The organism is Pseudomonas sp. RL (assembly GCF_000647775.1).
Lineage (GTDB): Bacteria > Pseudomonadota > Gammaproteobacteria > Pseudomonadales > Pseudomonadaceae > Serpens > Serpens flexibilis.
Genome location: NZ_JBOY01000052.1, coordinates 1 through 15,495 on the forward strand (window position 1 = coordinate 1; position 15,495 = coordinate 15,495).

The 15,495-nt window shown below is 64.9% G+C and carries 14 protein-coding genes and 1 pseudogene; 8 read left to right on the forward strand and 7 right to left on the reverse strand.

Annotated elements, in window-relative coordinates; genetic code table 11:
• From AS93_RS21095 to nudC, 5 genes and pseudogenes are all read left to right on the forward strand, one after another.
• Positions 1–126, forward strand: a pseudogene (locus tag AS93_RS21095) (hypothetical protein); the annotation flags it as partial.
• A gap of 161 nt (positions 127–287) precedes the next feature.
• On the forward strand, positions 288–2,543 hold the full coding sequence (locus AS93_RS0109210; protein WP_027590345.1) for an arginine/lysine/ornithine decarboxylase: 2,256 nt from the start codon (positions 288–290) through the stop codon (positions 2,541–2,543).
• Between the two features lie 144 nt (positions 2,544–2,687).
• Entirely contained in the window at positions 2,688–3,500 is an 813-nt protein-coding gene (locus tag AS93_RS0109215) for a crotonase/enoyl-CoA hydratase family protein (protein ID WP_027590346.1), read from the forward strand.
• A gap of 34 nt (positions 3,501–3,534) precedes the next feature.
• Entirely contained in the window at positions 3,535–5,205 is a 1,671-nt protein-coding gene (locus tag AS93_RS0109220) for a hypothetical protein (protein ID WP_037008833.1), read from the forward strand.
• Positions 5,205–6,032 carry an NAD(+) diphosphatase gene (gene nudC / locus AS93_RS0109225; RefSeq protein ID WP_051587416.1) on the forward strand — a complete coding sequence of 276 codons (828 nt, stop codon included), beginning with the start codon at positions 5,205–5,207 and terminating at the stop codon, positions 6,030–6,032. Before AS93_RS0109220 ends, nudC begins: the two co-directional genes overlap by 1 nt.
• Here nudC and AS93_RS0109230 read toward each other — a convergent pair.
• Positions 6,000–6,788, reverse strand: coding sequence for a TSUP family transporter (locus AS93_RS0109230; protein WP_027590349.1), 789 nt, complete (start codon positions 6,786–6,788; stop codon positions 6,000–6,002). The genes nudC and AS93_RS0109230 overlap by 33 nt on opposite strands.
• Positions 6,789–6,888: 100 nt before the next feature.
• On the opposite strand from AS93_RS0109230, the gene AS93_RS0109235 reads away from it, so the two are divergent.
• Complete coding sequence (locus AS93_RS0109235) at positions 6,889–7,542, forward strand: hypothetical protein (RefSeq protein WP_027590350.1); 654 nt, start codon at positions 6,889–6,891, stop codon at positions 7,540–7,542.
• Between the two features lie 31 nt (positions 7,543–7,573).
• On the opposite strand, the gene AS93_RS0109240 is transcribed toward AS93_RS0109235, so the two are convergent.
• The 4 genes from AS93_RS0109240 to AS93_RS0109255 form a co-directional block, all read right to left on the reverse strand.
• On the reverse strand, positions 7,574–8,341 hold the full coding sequence (locus AS93_RS0109240) for an SDR family oxidoreductase (RefSeq protein WP_027590351.1): 768 nt from the start codon (positions 8,339–8,341) through the stop codon (positions 7,574–7,576).
• A gap of 22 nt (positions 8,342–8,363) precedes the next feature.
• A complete protein-coding gene (locus AS93_RS0109245; RefSeq protein WP_027590352.1) occupies positions 8,364–9,431 on the reverse strand; it encodes a phosphotransferase family protein in 1,068 nt (355 codons plus the stop codon).
• Between the two features lie 185 nt (positions 9,432–9,616).
• Positions 9,617–9,931 carry an SCP2 sterol-binding domain-containing protein gene (locus AS93_RS0109250; protein ID WP_027590353.1) on the reverse strand — a complete coding sequence of 105 codons (315 nt, stop codon included), beginning with the start codon at positions 9,929–9,931 and terminating at the stop codon, positions 9,617–9,619.
• A 56-nt stretch (positions 9,932–9,987) separates the two neighbouring features.
• Positions 9,988–10,701, reverse strand: a complete 714-nt coding sequence (locus AS93_RS0109255) for a histidine phosphatase family protein (RefSeq protein ID WP_027590354.1) — start codon at positions 10,699–10,701, stop codon at positions 9,988–9,990.
• Positions 10,702–10,868: 167 nt separating this feature from the next.
• On the opposite strand from AS93_RS0109255, the gene sohB reads away from it, so the two are divergent.
• Together sohB and AS93_RS0109265 are read left to right on the forward strand one after the other, a co-directional pair.
• Positions 10,869–11,876, forward strand: coding sequence for a protease SohB (gene sohB / locus AS93_RS0109260; RefSeq protein WP_027590355.1), 1,008 nt, complete (start codon positions 10,869–10,871; stop codon positions 11,874–11,876).
• 27 nt (positions 11,877–11,903) lie between these two features.
• The gene (locus AS93_RS0109265) at positions 11,904–12,896 is read left to right on the forward strand and encodes a YhdH/YhfP family quinone oxidoreductase (RefSeq protein ID WP_027590356.1); all 993 of its coding nucleotides are present in this window, start codon (positions 11,904–11,906) and stop codon (positions 12,894–12,896) included.
• Positions 12,897–13,041: 145 nt separating this feature from the next.
• Here the strand turns inward: AS93_RS0109265 and AS93_RS0109270 are convergent, their stop codons facing one another.
• Both AS93_RS0109270 and AS93_RS0109275 read right to left on the reverse strand, forming a co-directional pair.
• Positions 13,042–13,539, reverse strand: coding sequence for a DUF934 domain-containing protein (locus AS93_RS0109270; protein WP_027590357.1), 498 nt, complete (start codon positions 13,537–13,539; stop codon positions 13,042–13,044).
• Positions 13,523–15,181, reverse strand: a complete 1,659-nt coding sequence (locus tag AS93_RS0109275; RefSeq protein WP_027590358.1) for a nitrite/sulfite reductase — start codon at positions 15,179–15,181, stop codon at positions 13,523–13,525. Before AS93_RS0109275 ends, AS93_RS0109270 begins: the two co-directional genes overlap by 17 nt.
• Positions 15,182–15,495 lie beyond the last annotated feature (314 nt).

The following is a 15,495-nucleotide window of genomic DNA, read 5'->3' on the forward strand; positions in this document are numbered from 1 at the left end:
TCCGGTATCGATCTGAATCTGCTGGCGGCCACGGACGCCGAGCTGGCCGCGCATGCCGCGCGCCTGGCCGCGCTGGAGAAGGCCAGCGGCGCGCCAGCGCTGTGGGCACAGCTGGAGCAGCAGTAGCCGGGCCTGTGGGGCGGTCTTGTCCGCGAGCCCTTCGGACGGCCGCATCCAAAAGCTCGCGAATGAATTCGCTCCCACAGCATCCCTGCAGGCCATTCCTCCCTTGCGACTGGCGTCCGTCTGTATGACTCTTTGACGCCAGACAGCGGGCAGGGTGGACCATGTATAACGAGCTGAATTTTCCGATTCTCATCGTTCATCGCGACATCAAGGCCGAAAGTGTGGCCGGCGAGCGCATCCGGGCCATCGCCGCCGAGCTCGGCCAGGGCGGCTTCACCATTCTCAGCACGGCGAGCACGATGGAGGGGCGGATCGTCGCTTCCACTCATCACGGGCTGGCCTGCATCCTGCTGGCTGCGGAGGGGGCCGGTGAGAACCGCCATCTGCTGCAGGACATGGTGGAGCTGATCCGTGTGGCCCGGGCGCGGGCACCGCAGTTGCCGATCTTCGCCCTCGGCGAGCAGGTGACCATCGAGAACGCCCCGGCCGAAGCCATGGCCGACCTCAACCAGCTGCGCGGCATCCTCTATCTGTTCGAGGACACGGTGCCGTTCCTGGCCCGCCAGGTGGCACGGGCGGCGCGCAACTACCTCGACGGGCTGCTGCCACCGTTCTTCCGCGCCCTGGTGGAGCACACCGCGCAATCCAACTATTCCTGGCACACCCCTGGCCATGGTGGCGGGGTGGCCTACCGCAAGAGCCCGGTCGGCCAGGCTTTCCACCAGTTCTTCGGCGAGAACACGCTGCGCTCGGATCTTTCGGTATCCGTGCCGGAACTGGGCTCGTTGCTGGATCACACCGGGCCGGTGGCCGAGGCGGAGGCGCGGGCGGCGCGCAATTTCGGTGCCGACCACAGCTTCTTCGTTATCAACGGCACCTCCACGGCCAACAAGATCGTCTGGCACGCCATGGTCGGTCGCGACGACCTGGTACTGGTCGATCGCAACTGCCACAAGTCCATCCTGCACGCCATCATCATGACCGGCGCGATTCCTCTGTACCTGACACCGGAGCGCAACGAACTGGGCATCATCGGCCCCATTCCGCTGAGCGAGTTCAGCCCCGAGGCGATACGCGCCAAGATCGACGCGCATCCGCTGGCGCGGGGGCGCGAGCCGCGCATCAAGTTGGCGGTGATCACCAATTCCACCTATGACGGCCTCTGCTACAACGCCGAGCAGATCAAGCGAGCCCTGGGCGACAGTGTCGAGGTGCTGCACTTTGACGAGGCCTGGTATGCCTATGCTGCATTTCACGAGTTCTACGCCGGCCGCTACGCCATGGGCACCGCACGGCAGGGCGACGGGCCGCTGGTCTTCAGCACCCACTCGACCCACAAGATGCTCGCCGCGTTCAGTCAGGCCTCGATGATTCATGTGCAGGACAACGGCGAGCGGGCGCTGGATCGCCAGCGCTTCAACGAGGCGTTCATGATGCACATTTCCACGTCGCCGCAGTACGGCATCCTCGCCTCGCTGGACGTGGCCTCGGCGATGATGGAGGGGCCGGCCGGTCGGTCATTGATTCAGGAGACCTTCGATGAAGCGCTGAGCTTCCGGCGTGCCCTGAACAATGTGCGCAAGAACCTGGCGGCGCAGGACTGGTGGTTCCAGATCTGGCAGGCCCCGGAGGCAGACACCGTGGACACGCTGCAGGTCGAAGACTGGGTACTGCAACCGGGCGCCGACTGGCACGGCTTCGACGACGTCGCCGACGACTACATGCTGCTCGACCCGATCAAGGTCACCCTGGTCATGCCGGGCCTCACCGCCGGCGGGCGGCTGGACGAGCGGGGCATTCCGGCGGCGGTGGTCAGTCGCTTCCTCTGGGAGCGGGGGCTGGTAGTGGAGAAAACCGGTCTGTACTCCTTCCTGGTGCTGTTTTCCATGGGCATCACCAAGGGCAAGTGGAGCACCCTGCTTACCGAGCTGTTGGAGTTCAAGCGGCATTTCGATGCCAACCTGCCGTTGAGCGAGGCCTTGCCGTCGGTGGCCAGGCTGGGTGGGGTGCGCTACCAGGGCATGGGGCTGCGCGACCTGTGTGACGAGTTGCATCACTGCTATCGGGAGAACGCCACGGCCAAGGCGCTCAAGCGCATGTACACCCAGCTGCCGGATATCGCCATGACCCCGGCCCAGGCCTACGACCGTCTTGTGCGTGGCCAGGTGGAGGCGGTCCCCATCGATGCGCTGCAGGGGCGGATTGCTGCCACCATGCTGGTGCCTTATCCGCCGGGCATCCCGCTGATCATGCCGGGCGAGCGCTTCAGCGAGCGGAACTCTGCCGTGCTGGACTACCTGCGTTTCGCCCAGGCTTTCGAACAGCGTTTTCCGGGCTTCGCCGCCGATGTGCATGGCCTGCGCCACAAGGAGACGGCCGAGGGGCGGCGCTACAGCGTGGATTGCGTCATTCCGTGATAGCGGGCAGCCGGGCATTTTGCCCGGCGTGGCGTGGAGGGAGAAGGGTGCTGTTTGTCACACCCTTGCCATCGACTTTTAATGGCCGCTTGCTATAGTGGCGCACAGTTTCATACGTCCATTTGAATCGTGAGGGAATACTGCATGGCCGATTACCAAGCTTTCCGGGTCGAGTTGAAGGACAAGATTGCCCACGTGCAGATCAACCGACCGGAAAAGCGCAACGCCATGAACAGCGCCTTCTGGACCGAAATCATCGAGATCTTCACCTGGGCCGACCGTACGGACGACGTTCGGGTGGTCGTCCTCAGCGGTGCTGGCGAGCATTTTTCCTCCGGTATCGATCTGAATCTGCTGGCCCAGGCGGCCGCGTTGGTCGGCAAGGACGTCGGGCGCAGCGCCGATGCCCTGCGCCGAAAGATTCTCGAGTTGCAGGCCTCCTTCAATGCTGTCGACCGTTGCCGCAAGCCGGTGCTGGCCGCCATTCAGGGCTATTGCCTGGGTGGGGCCATCGACCTGGTCTCGGCCTGCGACATGCGTTACGCCTCCCGCGACGCGAAGTTCGCAATCAAGGAGATCGACATGGGCATGGCCGCCGACGTTGGTACCCTGCAGCGTCTGCCGCGCATCATCGGCGACGGCATCATGCGCGAGCTGGCTTTCACCGGGCGCATGGTGGAGAGCGAGGAAGCCCAGCGCATCGGCCTGGTCAACCGGGTCTACGACGACAAGGACAGCCTGCTGGCCGGGGTCATGCAACTGGCCGCGGACATCGCCGCCAAGTCGCCCATCGCCATTCGCGGTACCAAGGAAATGATTCGCTACATGCGTGACCATCGCGTAGATGATGGCCTGGAATACATCGCGACCTGGAACGCCGCGATGCTGCAGTCAGCCGATCTCAGAATTGCCATGGCCGCTCATATGAGCAAGCAGGCGCCGGAGTTTGCCGACTGAAATATTTGAACCGCCTGCAGGGAGAAGCAGTGGCATGGCTGGAGTCACCTCACTCAACCTGGTCCGCGACGAGCTGTTCGCGACCATGGCCGAGGCAGAGCAAAACCTGGAACACTTCATTGCCGAGCGGCAGAACGGCAGCCTGTTGCAACAGGCGGTCGGCAATCTGCAGCAGGTGCGCGGTACCCTCAAACTCATCGAACTCACCGGTGCGGAGCTTTTGGCGCAGGAGATCCTGCGCCTGGGCATGGACGTGCCTGTGGATGCCGGTCCCGAGCGCGATGACCAGCTGACTGCGCTCAGCGGTGCGCTGCATGTGCTGCGCAGTTACCTGGAGGGGCTGGATGTCCACCGCCAGGAGATCCCCGAGCTGCTGTTGCCGGCGATCAATGACCTGCGCAGGTCTGTCGGTCAGCCAGCGTTGCCTGCCAGCTTCTTTTACAGCGTGCGTCTGGATCAGGCGCGCCCGCCCCGCGACGTCGCTGCCGTCGATCCCAGAGCGCGCCAGGCCCAGGCTCGCCTGCTGCGCCACATGTACCAGCTGGGGCTGGTCGGTTTCCTGCGCGACGACAATCACCAGCCAGGCCTTAAGCTGATGGCCCGTGCGCTGGCGCGCTTCGACAACCTGTTCGGCCACGAGCCGCGTGGCCGGCTCTGCTGGGTCGGCGCAGGTGCGGCGGAAGCCATGCTTGATGGCCAGCTGCGGCCCCGGGAATCCACCCGCAAGCTGTTTAGCCGCATCGATCGGGAACTCAAGCTGCTGCTAGGTAACGAAGGCTATGAAGTCCCTCGTCATGTCCTCAAGGAAATGCTCTATCTGATTGCCCTGGCCGACTCGTCGGGCCCGCGTGCCACCGAGCTTCGCCAGGTGTTCAACCTCAGCCCGCTGCCCTTCACCGACCACATGCTGGAGGAGGGCTACCAGCGCCTGGCCGGCCCGGGCCAGGCCGTGATGCGCTCCTTGTCCACTGCCATTCGCGAAGAACTGAGTGCCGTCCAGGACCTGCTCGATCTGATCGGGCGCGGTACCGCCCAGCATGACAGTTTCGCCATGCTGCATAGCCAGCTCGCCAAGCTGACCAAGACACTGGGCATGGTTGGCCTGATCTCGGCCGCCAACGCCCTGCAGGAGCAGCTGTCCCAGGTAGCCACCTGGTCCAATGAGCAGCCGGCGGCTGCGCCGGCGCTTGAGCGGCTGGCCGAAACACTGCTGTACGTGGAAAGCATGGTGGCGAGCCTGGACCGCAGTCGGCGTCGCGCGCCGACTGCGGCTGCGTCCACCGGCAGCGACACGTCCTTCATGCTGCATCAGCTCAATGAGGCGCGCATCGTGGTCAGCGACGAGGCGCAGTCCGGGCTGGCGCTGTCCAAACGCGCCATCGTGGCCTATCTGGAATCCGGCGGTGAAAAGCTGCACCTGGCCAATGTGCCGCATTCCCTCCAGGCCGTGCGTGGCGGGCTCTGGTTCCTGGGATACGAGCGCGCGGCGCGCCTGGTGGGCAGCTGCGGCGATTTCATCCAGTGGCGCATGCTGGAATCCGAGCGCATGCCGGCCGAGCCGCTGCTGGAAACCCTGGCGGACGCCCTGACCAGCCTTGAGTACTTCCTGGAAGACGGCAGTCGCCTGCACGGCGAACCGCGCGATGATGTGCTCGATCTGGCTGAGCGCAGCGTTCAGGCTCTGGGTTTGCCGGTGGCCTGCTGATGGATTGGCGACCCGCCTGCATCACGTCCAGCCAGAGGGAAGGCTGGGTTCTGCTGCAGGGGGCGCAGGGCTTTGTGCAGGGAAATGGCGGTCCGTTGTTTTCGCGTGCCTGGATACGCTCGCAGGGGCTGCAGGGCATAGCCGAGCATGGACTTGGCTACTGGCGGGGTGAGCCGGTGTGTGTGCTGCAGCTGGCCGAATCGACTCCGCTGCCCGCTCGCTGCGAATGGGTGAGCCTGCGGCGACATCTGCTGGAGGGTGACGGGCGAATCGTGCCGCTGCTCAACTACGCCAGCCAGATCGTGACCTGGGCCGAGGAGCACCGCTTCTGCGGTCGCTGCGGCCGTCCACAGCAGGCTGCCGAGGATGAGCGCGCCATGTGCTGCGAGCAGTGTGCGACCCGCCAGTATCCGCGCCTGTCGCCGAGCATGATCGTGCTGGTGACCCGCGGCGATGAGATCCTGCTGGCCCGTTCGCCGCGTTTCGCACCCGGCGTCTACAGCACCCTGGCCGGCTTTGTGGAGCCGGCCGAGTCCGTCGAGCAGTGCGTGATTCGCGAGGTGCGCGAAGAGGTGGGGCTGGAGGTCGGCAACCTGCGCTATCAGGGTAGCCAGAGCTGGCCCTTCCCCCATTCGCTGATGCTCGGTTTCCATGCCGAGTACGTCGGCGGCGAGATCGTGCCGCAGCCCGAGGAAATCGAGGACGCCCGCTGGTTCGCCCTCGATGCATTACCGCCGTTGCCCAAGCCGGGCTCCATCTCCCGTTACCTGGTCGACCTCCACCTGGCGCGCCGTTCAGGCCGCCCCGACCCAGTGCTGCCAGGCTAGCCGCAGGCTCAGCGCCAGAACCACCAGGATGAACACCGGGCGGATGAAGCGCGCGCCGCCGTGGATCGCCGTGCGCGCGCCCAGGTAGGCGCCGGCCATCAGCGCCAGACCCATGCCAATACCCAGCACCCAGGCCACCTGGCCGGCTACGATGAACACGCCCAGGGCCACGGAATTGCTCACGAAGTTCATGCTGCGCGCCACGCCGCTGGCTTTGAGCAGGTCGAGCGGGTAGAGCAGCAGCGTGCTGACCGTCCAGAAGGCGCCGGTGCCAGGGCCGGCGACGCCGTCGTAGAAGCCCAGCGAGAGTCCTTGCGGCCATTGCCGATGGCGGCCGAGAGGAGCCTGGCTGTCGCCGGTCGCCTCGCGGGGCTTGCGCTGGAACAGCAGGTACAGCGCGCAACCGAACACCACGACCGGCAGCATCAGGTTCAGCCAGCTGGCTGGCATCAGGTGCGCCAGCCAGGCGCCGAACAGCGCCCCCACGGCGGTGGCCAGCAGCGCGCGCCACCAGCGGCCGGGATCGAACAGGCGGCGTCGGTAGAAAGTGAAGCTGGCGGTGGCCGAGCCGAAGGTGGCGCACAGCTTGTTGGTGCCCAGCACCAGGTGTGGAGGCAGCCCCGCAGTGAGCAGGGCAGGCAGGGTGAGCAAGCCACCGCCACCGGCGATGGCATCGATGAAACCGGCGAGGAAGGCGACGGCCACCAGCAGCCCGAGCGTGAGCGGCTCAAGGGCGATTTCGAAAGGCAGGGTCATGAAAACTCGAACTGGGACAGATTGTGGAAGGGTGCGGCTGGTTGCTCCCGCAGGGGCTTGCGCATAATGCCGGCATTTTCATCGCGCAGGAATCCATCCCATGCAGTATGACGGTCTGGCCTGGCTCGGCGGCGCCCTGGCGACGCTGGTGACGCTGTTGGCGGTACGTCTGCTTTGGCGGCGCGGCTGGTTGGCCGGCTGGTTACGCGGCAACCTGGCGCTGGGCCTGCTGGCGCTGGCGGCGCTACTCGGTCTGCTGGTGAAGGCGTTGCTGGCGTATGCGCCCCTGCCGGAGAGCAACCGACCGCTGGTGACCCTGAGTTTCCAGGCGCTTGCACCCCAGCAATATCAGGTAGCCCTGCTGGAGGGCACCCGCGAACGCCAGGCGATCCTGCAGGGGGATCTCTGGCAGCTGGACGTGCGCATGCTGCGCATGAAGGGACTGGCCGAACTGATCGGTCTGGAGTCTGGCTACCGTCTGGAGCGCCTCGCTGCCCGCTACATGGCCATCGAGCAACAGGCCCTGCAGAACCAGGCTGATCTGCTGGAAGACGCCCCGCTCGATTTCTGGCACCTGCTGCGCCTGCCGCAGCGCTCGCTCTGGCTGCTCGATGCGACGCCGCTGCGCAGCGGCCAGCTGCCCATGGCGGACGGGGCGGTGTATGTCGTCAGTCTTTCCGCGGCGGGCCTGCTGGCGCAGCCGCTGAATCCGGCTGCGCAACGGGCGGTGCGGCTCTGGACGTTGAAGGAATGAGCCCCGGTACCGCCCGCCATCGTGTGCCGTCTCAGGCCAGGTAGCCTCCGTCCACGTTCAGCGCCACGCCGGTGGTATAGCTGGAGGCGTCGCTGGCCAGGTACAGCACGGCGCCGGCCATTTCGCTCGGCGCGGCGACACGCTTGAGCGGAATGCGCTGCAGGGCCATCTTCAGAATCGCGTCGTTGCTGGTCAGCGCCGATGCGAACTTGGTGTCCGTCAGGCCCGGCAGCAGGGCGTTGCAGCGAATGCCCAGGCCCGCGCATTCCTTGGCGAACACCTTGGTCATGCTGATCACCGCTGCCTTGGTCATGGAGTACACGCCCTGGAACTCGCCGGGGGTGACGCCGTTGATCGAGGCGACGTTGATGATGCTGCCGCCCCCCTGCGCCTTCATCAGCCGGCCGGCTTCCACCGACATGAAATAGTAGCCGCGGATGTTCACATCCACGGTCTTCTGGAAAGCGGTCAGGTCGGTGTCCAGCACGTGGCCGAACTGCGGGTTGGTGGCGGCATTGTTGACCAGGATGTCCAGGCGGCCGAAGCGCTCGCGGATTTCCGTAAAGGCCGCGCGGATCTGCTCCATTTCGCCGATATGGCAGCCGATGGCGGTGGCCTGGCCGCCTTCCGCGCGGATAGCCTCGGCCACGCCCTCGCAGCTTTCCACCTTGCGGCTGGAGACGATCACATGGGCGCCCTGCTGGGCGAGCAGGCGGGCAATGGCCTCGCCGATGCCCCGGCTGGCGCCGGAAACGAAGGCGATCTTGCCGTCGAGGTCGAACAGATTGGTCTTGTTCATGGGTCGTTCCCTTTTGTAATTGTCAGAGGGTGGAGGCGCGGATCACCCGCAGGGCCATTTGTTCCAGCAGCCCATTCATCTTCACGAAGGGGGCAAAGCGCGCGTCGCGGGTCTGGCCGTGGTAGTAGCGGTAGTAGATCTGCTGGGCGATGCCGGCCAGGCGGAACAGGCCGTAGCAGTAGTAGTAATCGAACGTGTCGATGCGAATGCCGGCGCGCTCGGCGTAGTAGGCAACGAACTCCGCGCGGGTCAGCATGCCGGGCGCGTTGCTGGGCTGACGGCGCAGCAGCTGCACGGGAGCCGGGTCGCTGGCTTCCACCCAGTAGGCCAGGGTGTTGCCCAAGTCCATCAGCGGATCGCCGATGGTGGTGAGTTCCCAGTCCAGCACACCGATGATGCGCATCGGATCCTGCGGATCAAGGATCACGTTGTCGAAGCGGTAGTCGTTGTGCACCAGCGCCGGCTTGGGGTGGTCGGCGGGCATCTTCTCTCGTAGCCAGGCCTTCACCTCTTCCCATAGCGGCGCGTCGGGCGTCAGGGCTTTTTCGTAGCGGTCGCACCAGCCTTCGATCTGGCGCTGCACGTAGCCTTCCGGCTTGCCCAGATCGCCCAGCCCGCAGGCCTGGTAATCGACGCCATGCAACTCCACCAGCTTGTCGATGAAGCTCTCGCACAGGGCGCGGGTCTTCTCTGGCGTGAAGGCCAGTTCGGCGGGCAGGTCGCTGCGCAGGATGATCCCTTCGATGCGCTCCATGACGTAGAACTCGGCGCCGATCACCGCTTCGTCCGTGCAGTGCAACAGGGCCTTGGGGCAATAGGGGAAGCCGTCGTTGAGGCGATTGAGAATGCGGAACTCGCGGCCCATGTCGTGAGCGGACTTGGCCTTGCGCCCGAACGGCGGGCGGCGCAGCACCAGGGCGCGATCCGGATACTGCAGCAGGTAGGTAAGGTTCGAGGCGCCGCCGGGGAACTGGCTGATCGTCAGCGGCCCCTGCAGGTCTTGCAACTGCCCCTTGAGATAGGCATCCACACGCACAGCATCCAGCTCCTCGCCCTCGCGGATCTGGCTGGCCTGGTCGGTCAGTGACATTGTTGTTCTATCCTTCTGCCTGATGGTCGAGGTCCGTAAGTATTGGCCAATCTAATCGGCGCGGCGGACGCGGCTCAAGGAAACCGCCGCCTTATTGGTCAGGCTGTTGCCGGTCGATAAGTTCGCCGAAGTGACAGGCAAAAAAAACCGGAGCAGGGCTCCGGTTTTTCAGGTGCGGGCGGCAATCAGAAGGCGAACAGCTCGCTCAGCTTCATGGCCAGCATCATGTCGCCTTCAGCGCGCAGCTTGCCGGCCATGAAGGCCTGCATGCCGTCGGTTTCACCGCTGGTGATGCCCTTCAGGGTGTCGGTGTCGAGAATCAGGGTCACGTTGGCGTTGGGATTTTCGCCTTGCTCGACGGCGCAGGTGCCATCCTTGACCACCAGGGCGTAGTTCTCGCCGTCTTCGATGTTGAACTGGAACACGAGGTCCAGGCCGGCAGCGGCGCTCGGGTTGAACTTGGATTGCATGCTTTGGATGATGTCGGCAACGGTGCTCATGTCATGGTTCCTTGTTTTCGGTTTTTCTGGCGGCTTGCGGCCGCAGTATGCCGGGCTCAGCGATAGGTGATGAGCTCCGGGGCCTTCAGCAACTCGAGGTGCGCATGGTTGTTGAAGGAAGCCAGGGACAGGTCGCTACCCCGAAACTTCAGGTGGGTCAGCGACGTGTTGACGATCTGCCAGTTCAGCTCGAAGGCCTTCAGCGGCGGAACGCCGGAAACGCGGTGCAACAGGGCGGTAATGGCGCCGCCCGAGGTAAAGATGGCGATGCGGGCGCGGTCGTTGTTTGCCCGCTCGATGACCCGGCGCAGACCCTGTTCGACTCGAGCGGCGAAGGCTTCCCAGCTTTCCACCCCCGGTGTGTTCAGGCGGCCGCCCAGCCAGCCGTCGATGACGAACTGGAACAGGCGCTGGAAATCGCTGCGGTGGTCGGCTGCATTGCGCAGAATGTGCAGGGCTCGCGGTTCATGTTCCAGCAGCTCGGGCAGATGGGCGCGGATCAACTCCTCGGCCTTGAATTCGTCGAAAGCCGGTTCGATATGCAGTTGCGGGGTCGGCAAGCCGGCGCTGCTCAAGCGGCGCAGGGCATGCTCGGCCGTATGGCGCTGGCGCTGCAGGGTGCCGCTGTAGCAGTGGTCGAAGGCGGTACCGAGTCGGGCCAGGTGGTCACCGAGGATTTCCGACTGGCGCACGCCGGTGGCGCAGAGGACATCGTAGTCATCCGCACCGAAGGAAGCCTGGCCATGTCGAATCAGATAGATACTGCCCACACCCGGTACCCGGCAGGTTGAAGTGAACCGAGGGTAGGGTGAGCGCGGGTGGCTGTCAACGAAAAAACATACGCTTGTTTGAATTGCGCTGCCCCGTGTCGATGACGTCTGTGGCGGGCCATGGGTATGCTTGGCCGCAATCGGGCTCGGATAGCGTAGGAGGGGATGTGGAGTTTCTGGCGGATTATGCGGGCTTTCTGGCCAAAACGGTCACCGTGGTGGTGGCCATTCTGGTGGTACTGGCGGCCATCGCCGTGCTGCGCGGACGCAATCGGGCGCGTAGCGGGCACCTGGAAGTGCGCAAGCTCAACGAATTCTTCACTGGCTTGCGCGAGCGACTGGAGCAGGAGCTGCTCGACAAGCACGAGCTAAAGGTCCGGCGCAAGGCGGAGGCCAAGGCCGACAAGTCCGCGAAGAAGGCGGGTGAGCATAAGCCGCGCGTGTACGTGCTTGACTTTGATGGCGACATCCGCGCCTCGGCGGTCGAACATCTGCGCCACGAGATCACCGCGCTGCTGAGCGTGGCGACACCCAAGGACGAAGTGGTGCTGCGCCTGGAAAGCCCGGGCGGCATGGTGCACGGCTACGGCCTGGCGGCCTCGCAGCTGGTGCGCATCCGCCAGGCGGGTATACCGCTGACCGTGTGCGTCGACAAGGTGGCGGCCAGTGGCGGCTACATGATGGCCTGTATCGGCGATCGGATTCTCAGCGCCCCCTTCGCTGTGCTCGGCTCGATTGGTGTGGTCGCGCAGATCCCCAACCTGCACCGGCTGCTCAAGAAGCACGATGTCGATTACGAGGTGCTGACCGCCGGCGAGTACAAGCGCACGCTGACGGTGTTCGGCGAGAACACCGATAAGGGCCGGCAGAAGTTCCAGGAGGACCTAGAACTCACCCATGTACTGTTCAAGGACTTCGTGTCCCGTTACCGGCCGCAGCTGGACATCGACCAGGTCGCCACCGGCGAGGTCTGGCTCGGCCAGGCGGCGCTGGGTCGCCAGTTGATCGACGAGCTCAAGACCAGCGACGAATACCTGTGCGAGCGTGCCCGCGAAGCCGACCTTTATCTACTGCATTTCGCCCAGAAAAAAAGTCTGCAGGAGCGTGTCGGCATGGCCGCCAGCTCGACGCTGGACGGCGTGCTGACCAGCCTGCAGAAGCAGCGTTTCTGGTAGTTCAAGAACAATAACAGGAGACGATCCATGACCCATTTCCAGGCCCTGCAGGCCGATCGCGACGAACAGGGTGCCTTTTGCCAGAAGGTGGTTACCCGCGAGCTGGACTCACTGCCGGCGGGTGACGTGCTGGTGCGCGTGCGCTATTCCTCACTCAACTACAAGGATGCGCTGTCGGCCACCGGCAATCCCGGCGTGACGCGCAACTACCCGCATACCCCTGGCATCGATGCCGCCGGCGAGGTGGAAGCCTGTGCCACCGGTGAGTTCTCGGCGGGGGACCGGGTGATCGTTACCGGCTACGACCTGGGCATGAATACGTCCGGCGGTTTTGGCCAGTACATCCGCGTGCCGGCCGGCTGGCTGGTGCCGCTGCCGGCCGGACTGAGCCTGCGCGAGGCCATGCTGCTGGGTACTGCTGGCCTGACCGCCGGTCTGTGCGTGGACAAGCTGCTGGTCGCCGGCGTCAGCCCGGAGGGTGGTCCGGTGCTGGTAACCGGCGCCACCGGCGGGGTGGGCAGCATCGCGGTGATGCTGCTGGCCAAGCTGGGCTTCGAAGTGGAGGCGGTGACCGGCAAGGCGGAGCAGGGTGACTGGTTGCGCCAGATCGGCGCCAGCGCCGTGCTGGGCCGCGAGGCCGTTCAGGAAGGCACCGCCAAGGCGCTGCTCAAGGAGCGCTGGGCTGGCGCGGTGGACACGGTGGGCGGCGACGTGCTGTTCAATGTGGTCAAGTCGCTGCGCCGTGGCGGCAGCGTCGCCTGCTGTGGCCTGACGGCGGGCACCGGCTTCCAGGCCAGCGTGTTCCCCTTCATCCTGCGTGGCGTGAACTTGCTGGGGGTGGATTCGGTGGAAATCCCGCTGGCGGGCAAGGCCGATATCTGGCGCAAGCTGGCCGGGCCGTGGAAGCTGGAAGGGCTGGAGCGCCTGTGCCACGAAGTTGGCCTGGCGGAGCTGCCGGCGGAGATTGCGCGTATTCTGGACGGCCGCCAGGTGGGCCGCGCGCTGGTGCGGGTTGATTGAAGTCGGCCGCTCCACCGTAGGTGGACAGCGCTGTTCTTGTCCACCATCGCGCCGGAACGGCGCGCAGGGTGGATCGGTGAAGCGCAATCCACCCTGCGCTTGCCCTCCGTAAAAGAAGGCCCCGCCGGTTGGTGGGGCCTTTTGCTTACTGTCGGCGACGGAACAGCGGACGCGGATCGTCGCTGGCCGCCTGGTAGGTCACGGAAAAGTCCTTGAGGCCTTCCAGCGCATCGTGGGGATCGCGGTCCGCGCGGATCGCATAGGCATCGAATCCACAGCGGCGCATAAAGAACAGCTGGTCGCGCAGCACGTCCCCGATGGCGCGGATCTCGCCACGATAGCCGTAGCGTTCGCGCAGCAGGCGGGCGCTGGAATAGTGACGTCCATCGGTAAAGGCCGGGAAATTGAGTGCCACCACCTGAAAGGCGTCCAGCTGGTCGCTGATCTCCTCCACGGCTTCGTCCGCATCCAGCCAGACGCCCAGGCCTCCATCGCGGGCCTTGAGCGCGTGGGCGTGCTCGCGCCATAGGGCCAGCGGCACGATCAGGTTGTCGCTATTGGGCAGGCCTTCAAGGGTCGCTTCCTTGTCCAGCAGATGCCAGCGGTCATCCACTACCTGGTCGTTCTTAATGATGCGCTGCATAGACGCGTTCCTTGAAGGGGTCGATGCCAATACGGCGGAAGGTATCGATGAAGCGCTCGTCTTCGGTGCGCTGGGCCAGATAGACGCCGACGATTTTCTCGATCACGTCTGGCATGTCATCCTGGGCAAACGATGGGCCGAGGATCTGGCCGAGGCTGGCGTCGCGGCCGGAGCTGCCGCCCAGCGACACCTGATAGAACTCCGCCCCTTTCTTGTCCACGCCGAGAATGCCGATGTGGCCGATGTGGTGGTGGCCGCAGGCGTTCATGCAGCCGGAGATGTTCAGGTCCAGCTCGCCCAAGTCGAACAGGTAGTCCAGGTCGTCGAAGCGACGCTGGATGGCTTCGGCCACTGGAATCGACTTGGCATTGGCCAGCGAGCAGTAGTCCCCGCCGGGGCAGGCGATGATGTCGGTGAGCAGGCCGATGTTTGGCGTGGCCAGGCCCAGCTCGCGCAGCTCCAGCCAGAGCGCGTGCAGCTGGCTCTGCTCGACGTCGGCGAGAATCATGTTCTGTTCGTGGGAGTTGCGCACCTCGCCGAAGCTGTAGCGGTCGGCCAGCTCGGCGATGGCGTCCAGCTGCTTGTCGCTGACATCGCCTGGCGCCACGCCGGTCTTCTTCAGCGACAGGGTAACGGCGGCGTAGCCGGGCTTCTTGTGGGCAGTGACGTTGCGCGCGCGCCAGCGGGCGAAGCCGGGGTGCTCCGCATCCTGGCGGGCCAGCAGCTCGTCCTGGTCCTCAAGGGCGCGATACGCCGGATCGACGAAGAAGCGGCTGACCCGGGCGACTTCCCCTTCGGTCAGGGTGGTGGGGCCGTCCTTCAGGTGCTGCCATTCGGCATGCACGCGCTCGGCGAACACCTCGGGGGTCAGCGCCTTGACCAGGATCTTGATGCGCGCCTTGAACTTGTTGTCGCGACGACCGTAACGGTTGTAGACCCGCAGGATCGCGTCCAGGTAGCTGAGCAGGTGCTGCCAGGGCAGGAATTCATTGATGAAGCTGCCGACAATCGGCGTGCGGCCCAGGCCGCCGCCGACCGAGACGCGAAAGCCCAGCTCGCCGGCGGCGTTGCGTACGGCTTCCAGGCCGATGTCATGCACTTCAATGGCGGCGCGGTCGCGCGCCGCGCCGTTCACCGCGATCTTGAACTTGCGCGGCAGGAAGGCGAATTCCGGATGGAAGGTGGACCACTGGCGGATGATCTCGCACCAGGGGCGCGGGTCCACCAGCTCGTCGCGGGCCACGCCGGCGAACTGGTCGGTGGTGGTGTTGCGGATGCAGTTGCCGCTGGTCTGGATGGCATGCATCTGTACGCCGGCCAGCTCGGCCAGGATGTCCGGCACATCTTCCAGTTCCGGCCAGTTGAACTGCACGTTGGTGCGCGTGCTGATGTGCGCGTAGCCCTTGTCGTAATGACGGGCGATGTGCGCGAGGGTGCGCACTTGCGTCGAGGACAGCAGACCGTAAGGCACCGCGATGCGCAGCATGGGTGCGTAGCGCTGGATGTACAGGCCGTTCTGCAGGCGCAGCGGGCGGAACTCGTCTTCCTTCAGCTCACCGGCCAGGTAGCGGCGGGTCTGGTCGCGAAACTGCCGGACGCGCTCCTCGATGATGTGCTGGTCGTACTGGTCGTAAACGTACATAGGGGTCCTGTAAGCGGTCTACTGCCGGGTTGCGCGCGCAGTCGCGCCACCGCACGTTGGGGCCGGCACGATAGCAGTATCGATTTATGCTTAAAAGTGAAGTTTAAGAATATGTTTAGAGTTAAAAGGAATTAAAAACAGCGCGCGCGCCTTCTGCAAAGCTGGTCTTTACTCGAAGCGGGTTGCGCAGAATAAGGGAACACGCATGGACAAGCACTCCGGTCATGACGAGAGCGACAGCCGAGTCGACGCAGTGGCGATTCTCGCGCTGATTCTTCTGGCCGTCTCGACGGCAGTCTATTGGGTCAGCCAAC

What these genes read in the sequence shown, in the direction of transcription:
- AS93_RS0109265 (WP_027590356.1), top strand. Translation starts at nt 11,904, where the DNA reads ATGACCCATTTCCAGGCCCTGCAGGCCGATCGCGACGAACAGGGTGCC.
- AS93_RS0109220 (WP_037008833.1), top strand. Translation starts at nt 3,535, where the DNA reads ATGGCTGGAGTCACCTCACTCAACCTGGTCCGCGACGAGCTGTTCGCG.
- AS93_RS0109250 (WP_027590353.1), bottom strand. Translation starts at nt 9,931, where the DNA reads ATGAGCACCGTTGCCGACATCATCCAAAGCATGCAATCCAAGTTCAAC.
- AS93_RS0109270 (WP_027590357.1), bottom strand. Translation starts at nt 13,539, where the DNA reads ATGCAGCGCATCATTAAGAACGACCAGGTAGTGGATGACCGCTGGCAT.
- nudC (WP_051587416.1), top strand. Translation starts at nt 5,205, where the DNA reads ATGGATTGGCGACCCGCCTGCATCACGTCCAGCCAGAGGGAAGGCTGG.
- AS93_RS0109230 (WP_027590349.1), bottom strand. Translation starts at nt 6,788, where the DNA reads ATGACCCTGCCTTTCGAAATCGCCCTTGAGCCGCTCACGCTCGGGCTG.
- AS93_RS0109240 (WP_027590351.1), bottom strand. Translation starts at nt 8,341, where the DNA reads ATGAACAAGACCAATCTGTTCGACCTCGACGGCAAGATCGCCTTCGTT.
- AS93_RS0109235 (WP_027590350.1), top strand. Translation starts at nt 6,889, where the DNA reads ATGCAGTATGACGGTCTGGCCTGGCTCGGCGGCGCCCTGGCGACGCTG.
- AS93_RS0109275 (WP_027590358.1), bottom strand. Translation starts at nt 15,181, where the DNA reads ATGTACGTTTACGACCAGTACGACCAGCACATCATCGAGGAGCGCGTC.
- AS93_RS0109210 (WP_027590345.1), top strand. Translation starts at nt 288, where the DNA reads ATGTATAACGAGCTGAATTTTCCGATTCTCATCGTTCATCGCGACATC.
- AS93_RS0109215 (WP_027590346.1), top strand. Translation starts at nt 2,688, where the DNA reads ATGGCCGATTACCAAGCTTTCCGGGTCGAGTTGAAGGACAAGATTGCC.
- AS93_RS0109245 (WP_027590352.1), bottom strand. Translation starts at nt 9,431, where the DNA reads ATGTCACTGACCGACCAGGCCAGCCAGATCCGCGAGGGCGAGGAGCTG.